The organism is Gardnerella sp. 26-12 (assembly GCF_001660745.1).
Classification (GTDB): Bacteria; Actinomycetota; Actinomycetes; order Actinomycetales; family Bifidobacteriaceae; genus Bifidobacterium; species Bifidobacterium swidsinskii.
The window spans coordinates 1-5,306 of record NZ_LWSR01000111.1; the positions used below are offsets into that span (position 1 = coordinate 1).

Consider the following 5,306-nt stretch of genomic DNA (forward strand, 5'->3'; position numbering starts at 1 on the left):
ATTTATAATTTTACAAAATCATTTATCGGTTCGATAAAAGCCTTTGCCTTTAAAGTTGATTGGAGGAGCAGAGTACACTTTGTGCACTGCATCTTTTCCGCACTGAGGGCAAATGGTAATAGGGTCATCTGAAAATGATTGATGTTCTGAAAAATCGTATCCGCATTGCTTGCAACGATAATGATAAGTAGGCAAAAGTCCCTCCGAAGTTACACGAGCACATAAGTAGCAGCTTACTGTTCCTTCACATATCCTAGTACATACTATGACAGTTATTATAGGTGTTAAATTTGCTTAGTGAATGATTGCGGCACAGCATATTGTGTGATGTCGCGCGCAATAATCCCACATTTTGGCGACACGCCGAAATGTTTATGTTGCTACACATCCTATGACTTCTTTATATTAATACTTATGGGTTATGAATCGGTGAGTGCGGTACTCGTATTAGTCATCCTCGTAGCCTTATGGTTCGGGTGGTTGCCTAAACGCACGGTTAACGGCATGAAGTCTATGCTTGAACATCGCGAGGATAGGTTTTCACCAACACTTCATCTTGTAGGTGAGTGGAGTACTGCGCGCATTTGCGACGGTACTAGTATGTTGGCAAAAGGGGCTTGTATGCAACCGACACAACAAAAACGAACATTAACTCCTGAATATATTGCGCGCATTCGCGCTGCTAGGCGTGCTGCAATACGCCGTCGTTGTGTGTTGGTAGTTGCGCTTGCTGCCTTGACTTTTGTCGTATTCTTAGCAGGATGCTCTGGTATATTTTCTCCAGTTTTTGCTCTTATTCCTGGAGCTATGTTGGCAGTAGTGCTTTATTTTGGAGCTCGTGCTTCTAAGCATGCTCGTGCTTGGGAGGCGCGTATTGCAACAATGCGCGCTGCTTCGAAATGCAAAGCTGAGGATGAGCTGTGCGAACGCCACAATAGTGCTGTTATACGCCAGTTGAAAGATTATTCTTCTGCATCTGATTCTGATTTTAATGGAGAAATCAACAGTAGTGATGCGATTTCTCAAAACGACAGTGCTGAATATTCTGTATCTCAGACTGTAGTGCCTGTTCGAAATGATGCGTCTCGTGACAATACTGAAACTTCGGTTATGGAGCAGAGCGAAATTCGTGTTGCGTTACATCGTGCGGAGCAAGAGCGCAATGCAGCGTTGCGTGAGCGTTTGTATAAAGAAGAATCTGAATCTAAAGAGTCTAATATCGTTGAGGCGGAAAATAAAGACGCATACGATTCTTCTAACGCTTTTGTGGCTTCGGAGCAAAACTATCAGTCTAATCAAGATTTAATTTCGTTCTCGCTTGATTCACAAACTAAGTCTGATTCAGGTAATGCTAATTTAGCATCTCGTACTCCAGAAAGTTTGGAAATTAAGTCAACTAAGCAAGTAGTTAAAGCTGTACCAGTTGCTAATGTTGATAATGCCAATGACGCTGCTAATTTTGCTGCTACAAACTCTTCTCAGTTCCACGAAAAAGAAAAAGTGAGCGAAGTGGATGCTCCAGAGAGTTCTGAAGACTCACTCGGCGTGGCAAATTTGCATGATGTTCTTGCTCGTCGAAATGCATGATTTAAGAGTTTTCTAAAAATTTTCTTAAAAGATTAGCACTCGAGTTGTTAGAGTGCTAAATTCGCGGTATTATGAGACATAGAGCGTAAGTGCGGTTGCGGACGTGATCGTCAGCCTCGTCGGATTGTTTCTTGCGTACGAAATAGTATCTCTTATGAAAGGGGTGGCAACAGTGTCGATTAAGCTCACACCGTTGGAGGATAAGATTATTGTTAAGCAAGCTCAAGCGGAAACTCAGACTGCTTCTGGCTTGTATATTCCAGATAATGCCAAGGAAAAGCCACAGCAGGGTGAAGTTCTTGCCGTAGGTCCTGGTCGTCGCGACGATAAGGGCGAGCGCATTCCTATGGATGTTAAGGTTGGAGACAAGGTCCTTTATTCCAAGTACGGCGGAACTGAAGTGCATTATGAAGGTGAGGACTACTTAATCGTGTCTTCTCGTGATGTGCTTGCAATTCTTGGCTAGTATTTAGCCGGTTGAAACAATAAAACTTACGCTGGAAATGACGGAAACGTTGTTCCCAGCGTTTTTTATTGCGGTACGTAAGAATGTCTGTGGAATATTTGGATAGGCGGCAGAAACTTTACGTGGTTGTAAGGTTTTGGTCGGATTTTTGCTATTGCACAGTTAAGGCATGTGTGGAGTATGATGGAGAAGTATGACATACAAACACCGCAATATTGTAGATACAATTCCTAGCTACAAGCAGGGTAAGCCAGCTCCTAAATTGGACGGCATTCGTGCGTATAAGATTTCTAGTAACGAAAATCCTTATGAGCCTTTGCAAAGCGTAAAAGAAGCGATTTCAAATCGCGCTCTTAATGTAATAAACCGTTACCCTAATATGTGTGGCACAGAAGTTGTTGAAGAACTTGCCAAGCGTTTTGGTGTGACTGCAGACGAAGTCGTGCTTGGTTGCGGCTCTACGGAAGTTATTACGCAGCTTGTTGACTTGGTTGCAGGTCCGGGAGATGAGGTCATATATCCTTGGAGAAGCTTTGAAGCTTATCCGATTATTGTGACTGGAGCTGGTGCTACAAGCGTTCAGATTCCTAACCGTGCTGATGATTCCCATGATATTGACGCTATGATTGCGGCTATTAGCGATCGCACGCGTTTGGTTATTTTGAATAATCCTAATAATCCAACTTCTGCTTCACTTAGCGAGGAGGAAGCTCGCAAGGTATTAGATGCTGTGCCAAGCGACGTTCTTGTACTTATTGACGAAGCTTATGTGCAGTTTAACACAGCAAAAGGCACTGCAAATGGCATAAAACTGTACCATGAGTATCCAAATGTAGTTGTTGCTCAAACGTTCTCCAAGGCTTATGGATTGGCAGGTTTGCGCATTGGTTATGGTATTGCTCCGGCTGAAGTCGTAGATGCTATGCGTAAAGTTGCTGTGCCATTTGGAGTGTCTCAAATAGCGCAGGTCGCAGCTTTGGCTTCTTTGGAAGATGACGCAAGCAAGGAGATGAGTACTCGTGTTGCATCTCTTGTTGCTGAGCGTGAGCGCATTCTTGAAGCTTTGCGCGAGCAAGGTTGGAATATTGAAGATGCGTATGCAAACTTCTTCTGGATGCCATTTGGGGCAGATACCGAGCGGGCAACAGAACATTTTATTGCTGCAGGATTGTCTGTTCGCGCTTTTGCTGGTGAAGGTATTCGCATTAGTATCGGCGAGCGTGAGGCTAATGACAGGGTTTTGACAGTTTGCGAAAATTTAAAAAACGAAGGTTTTTCGCTAAATAACTAGCTTTTTGCATAAAAGTTTTGCTTTCGGCGTGTCTTAATCTTGCATTAGTCGCGATTTCGTGGCAAAATAACAAAGTTGCCGTTTGAAGTTCACTTCTTACGGAGACTGCTGGCGGGTTTCCCAAGTGGTCAAAGGGAGCTGACTGTAAATCAGCCGCTTCGTGCTTCAGTGGTTCGAATCCACTACCCGCCACGCCTCGATAGCTCAGTGGTAGAGCACTTCCTTGGTAAGGAAGAGGTCGTGAGTCCGATTCTCACTCGAGGCTCTCTGGCGGGGTAGCTCAGCTGGCTAGAGCGTACGACTCATAATCGTAAGGTCAAGAGTTCGAGTCTCTTCCTCGCTACAACGGCCAGTAGGAGACTGGCTGGCCAATAATGAATTGTAGAGGTGAACGAAATGGCAAGCAAGAGCGCCGACATCCGTCCGGGCATTACGATGGCATGCACGGAGTGCAAAGAGCGTAATTACATCACGACGAAGAATCGTCGCAATACGCCTGATCGTCTTGAGTTGAACAAGTTCTGCCCACGCTGTGGCAAGCATACGCTTCATCGCGAGACTCGCTGAATCTTCAGCTTACTGCGCTCACGATTTTGGCTTGTTTAAGCTTATTGCTAGTTGCGCAGATTTTATGCTTATTACCCCGCTTAATGCGGGGTTTTTGTTATTTATTGCTGTTAATATTTAAACCATGAGTATGCAAGCATCTTTAGTAAATAATCCATCCTTTGCAGATATAACAACTGTTGGCGTAGGTGGCAAAATTGCGCGTTTTATAGAGCCAAAAAGTCGCGTTGCTGTTATTGAAGCGGTAGAAGATGCTGATGAGCTTGGTCTGCCTTTATGCGTTATCGGTGGCGGCTCTAATATGCTTGTTAGCGATGAGAACTTCAATGGCGTTGTTGTGCGAGATGCTAGACGTGATATTCATGTGCTTGATGAAGCAGCACCTTCAGAAGATGGCATTGATTTGCAAAGTGGTGCTCATTTAGTGCATATCAATGCTGAAGCTGGTTGTAATTGGGATGATTTTGTTTCCCATACAATTTCTCTTGGCTTAGAGGGTGTAGAAGGTCTTTCTGGCATACCTGGCACTGTTGGGGCTTCTGTTGTGCAAAATATTGGCGCTTATGGTCAAGAAGTATCTCAAAGTGTTACTTCCGTAGAAGTCTGGGACCGCAAAACAAAATCAACTATGGAGTTGCAGAAGGATGCTTTAAATTTTGGGTATCGCACTTCATTGCTTAAAAAAAGCATGTACTCTTCAGTAGGAGTTCCTGCGGACTCGTATTTTCCTACTCCTCGTTACGTTGTGCTGTCTGTTACTTTTTGTTTGAAACATAATTCAACCGGCATTGTCTCTCATTCGCAATTAGCTAATGCTTTGCACGTAGAATTGGGTGAGCGCATGCAAACAGCAGCAATACGTCGTGAAGTTTTGCGCGTTCGTGCCTCTAAAGGCATGCTTGAGGATGCTTCTCGTTACGATAAGCTGTGGATGCGTGGTACAAAGTGTGCTGAAGGTGTTGAATTTGCTTTGCGATTGCAAAGTGAAGACTATGTTACTGGCGAATTTTTAGAGGGCGATAATATTTACAGTGATCGTCATAGTTGCGGTAGTTTCTTTATGAATCCAATACTTAGTACTAGTGAAGCCGATACTTTGCCAGAAGATGCTCCTAAATTTGATGCAATTATGCAAGATGGATCGCATGGTATAAAGACTTCTGCAGCTTGGCTTATTGACCATGCTGGATTCCATAAGGGTTTTAGGCTTATAGAAAATGGGAAACCTTCGCCTGCGGGGCTTTCTTCATTGCATACTTTGGCACTTACCAATCGTAATAATGCTTCTTGTGACGATATTGCAAATTTGGCAAAAACTATTATCCGTGGTGTGCAAAGTAAGTTTGGTGTAACGCTTATTCCTGAACCTGTTGTAATAAATATTTCTATAAACTG

6 protein-coding genes and 3 tRNA genes are annotated in these 5,306 nt (G+C 43.7%); 8 read left to right on the forward strand and 1 reads right to left on the reverse strand.

The genetic code is table 11. The features are described 5' to 3' along the window. Positions 1 to 18: 18 nt before the first annotated feature. Positions 19 to 195, reverse strand: a complete 177-nt coding sequence (locus A5295_RS05420; RefSeq protein WP_004574103.1) for an FmdB family zinc ribbon protein — start codon at positions 193 to 195, stop codon at positions 19 to 21. Between the two features lie 309 nt (positions 196 to 504). Between A5295_RS05420 and A5295_RS05425 the strand changes: the two genes are divergently transcribed. The 8 genes from A5295_RS05425 to A5295_RS05460 form a co-directional block, all read left to right on the forward strand. Further along, positions 505 to 1,587 (forward strand): hypothetical protein, encoded by a 1,083-nt coding sequence (locus A5295_RS05425; RefSeq protein WP_064622061.1) that lies wholly within the window; start codon positions 505 to 507, stop codon positions 1,585 to 1,587. A gap of 172 nt (positions 1,588 to 1,759) precedes the next feature. Continuing rightward, a complete protein-coding gene (gene groES, locus A5295_RS05430; protein ID WP_004114319.1) occupies positions 1,760 to 2,053 on the forward strand; it encodes a co-chaperone GroES in 294 nt (97 codons plus the stop codon). 193 nt (positions 2,054 to 2,246) lie between these two features. After that, on the forward strand, positions 2,247 to 3,344 hold the full coding sequence (gene hisC / locus A5295_RS05435; RefSeq protein ID WP_064622063.1) for a histidinol-phosphate transaminase: 1,098 nt from the start codon (positions 2,247 to 2,249) through the stop codon (positions 3,342 to 3,344). A 110-nt stretch (positions 3,345 to 3,454) separates the two neighbouring features. Further along, positions 3,455 to 3,536 (forward strand) — tRNA-Tyr (locus A5295_RS05440). 1 nt (position 3,537) lies between these two features. After that, positions 3,538 to 3,609, forward strand: a tRNA-Thr gene (locus A5295_RS05445). Positions 3,610 to 3,613: 4 nt separating this feature from the next. Next, a tRNA-Met gene (locus tag A5295_RS05450) sits at positions 3,614 to 3,687 on the forward strand. A 53-nt stretch (positions 3,688 to 3,740) separates the two neighbouring features. Continuing rightward, positions 3,741 to 3,911 (forward strand): 50S ribosomal protein L33, encoded by a 171-nt coding sequence (gene rpmG / locus A5295_RS05455; RefSeq protein ID WP_004105548.1) that lies wholly within the window; start codon positions 3,741 to 3,743, stop codon positions 3,909 to 3,911. 124 nt (positions 3,912 to 4,035) lie between these two features. Further along, a partial coding sequence (locus A5295_RS05460) for an FAD-binding protein (RefSeq protein WP_012913815.1) occupies positions 4,036 to 5,306 on the forward strand: 1,271 nt, incomplete at its 3' end.

Coding starts and splice junctions, on each gene's coding strand:
- A5295_RS05425 (WP_064622061.1), top strand. CDS start 505: ATGAAGTCTATGCTTGAACATCGCGAGGATAGGTTTTCACCAACACTT.
- hisC (WP_064622063.1), top strand. CDS start 2,247: ATGACATACAAACACCGCAATATTGTAGATACAATTCCTAGCTACAAG.
- rpmG (WP_004105548.1), top strand. CDS start 3,741: ATGGCAAGCAAGAGCGCCGACATCCGTCCGGGCATTACGATGGCATGC.